The 1,078-nt window shown below is 62.8% G+C and carries 1 protein-coding gene; it reads right to left on the reverse strand.

What is annotated here, in order from left to right; translation table 11 throughout:
* Positions 1–1,078 (reverse strand): IS3 family transposase gene (locus JKL45_RS29600; protein WP_376771099.1). Its coding sequence is split into 2 segments (ribosomal slippage), with 1,079 coding nucleotides annotated over them: positions 1–907 and positions 907–1,078; the frame shifts between segments, so codons are not numbered across the junction. This gene is flagged as partial in the annotation.

Genomic DNA, 1,078 nt, shown 5'->3' on the forward strand with positions numbered 1-1,078 from the left:
GGAGAGCGGTTTTGTAGCGATCCGGCTAGCCTTTCAAACTGAACCGGGCTGACATAGTCCAGTGTCGAATGACGCCGTACAGGATTGTAAAAGCCATCAATATAACGCCCAATCGCCGCCTTGGCCTCAGCTCTCGTCTGGAAGACGGTGCGCCAGACCAGTTCGGACTTCAAGGTCTTGAAGAAGGTCTCGACCACCGAATTATCATAACAGTTGCCCTTCCCGGACATCGAGATCCGAATGCCGTGTTTCCTCAGCTCGGCCTGATACGCGATCGAACAATATTGGCTGCCGCGGTCCGCGTGGTGGGTCAGCCCCTCACCGGGTCTTCGGATCGCCAGCGCCTTACGCAGCGCCTCGAGCGCCAGTTTCTTGTGCAGCCGGTCACTCACCGCCCAGCCGACTACCCGCCGGGCGAAGAGATCGAGGACCACGGCCAGGTACAGCCAGCCTTCACCCGTCCACACGTACGAGATATCGGCATTCCATTTCTGGTTCGGACGCTCGGCCGAGAAGTCCTGCTCGAGCAGGTTGGGCGCGACCGGGAAGGCGTGGTGGCTGTCGGTGGTGCGTTTGAAGCGCCGCTTCTGCCGGGCCTTGAGACCATTCTCGCGCATCAGCCGGGCCGTCCGACGGCGGCCGACGGGCAGGCCCTCATCCTGCAGCTCGCGGGTCATGCGCGGGCTACCGTAAGTCCCATTCGAGAGGGTGAAGGCCGAGCGGATGTGGGCCAGCAGCACCAAGTCCTCGCGCTGGCGCGGGCTGGCTGGACGGGAGCGCCAGGCGAAATAGCCGCTGGAACTGACATCGAGGACGCGGCACAGACGGGTGACGGGGAAGTTCTCTTTCGCCAGATCGATGAACTTGAACCTCATCGACTTCCCTCCTTGGCGAAAAAAGCGGTCGCCTTCTTCAGGATCCCCCGTTCCTGGCGCAGGATCTCGTTCTCGCGTCGCAGTCGCTTGAGCTCGGCCGCCATGTCCTCCTGGTGCTCCTCGGGCGGATCGTCGATCTGGCGCTCACGGCGGCGGTCGATCCAGTTGCGCAGGGTCGACAGGCCGACGCCGAGATCCTCAGC

This window comes from Microvirga soli (genome assembly GCF_016734765.1).
In the GTDB taxonomy this organism is placed as follows: Bacteria; Pseudomonadota; Alphaproteobacteria; order Rhizobiales; family Beijerinckiaceae; genus Microvirga; species Microvirga soli.